This window comes from Mycolicibacterium pyrenivorans, from assembly GCF_025821625.1.
GTDB classification, from domain to species: domain Bacteria; phylum Actinomycetota; class Actinomycetes; order Mycobacteriales; family Mycobacteriaceae; genus Mycobacterium; species Mycobacterium pyrenivorans.
The window spans coordinates 982-1,248 of record NZ_JACKSH010000112.1 but is presented as its reverse complement, the minus strand read 5'-3'; the positions used below and the strand labels follow the sequence as shown (position 1 = coordinate 1,248).

The following is a 267-nucleotide window of genomic DNA, read 5'->3' as shown; positions in this document are numbered from 1 at the left end:
TTTGTGGCATCGACAGGCCTGAGCCGCCGCCGAATGGTGAGCCGCTTCCTGCGCCCACACCGCCGCGGCCGCCGTAGGCCATTGACCGCAGCATCGCCGCCATCTGCGCGTCGCGGGTTTTGTAGGCCTGCACGACTTGTTGTTGTTGGGCGACGCGCTGGCGTAGGGCGACCAGGAGTGCTTTCTGGCCGGCGGGGGTGTTGGTGAACGGGGCCAGTCCGTTGGTGTCGGCGGCGGCGCCGTTGACGACGGTGCCGGAGCTGGTGC

Annotated in this window: 1 pseudogene; it reads right to left on the bottom strand. The window is 69.3% G+C overall.

The window, feature by feature from the left end:
• Positions 1-267, bottom strand: a pseudogene (locus H7I57_RS14470) (hypothetical protein); the annotation flags it as partial.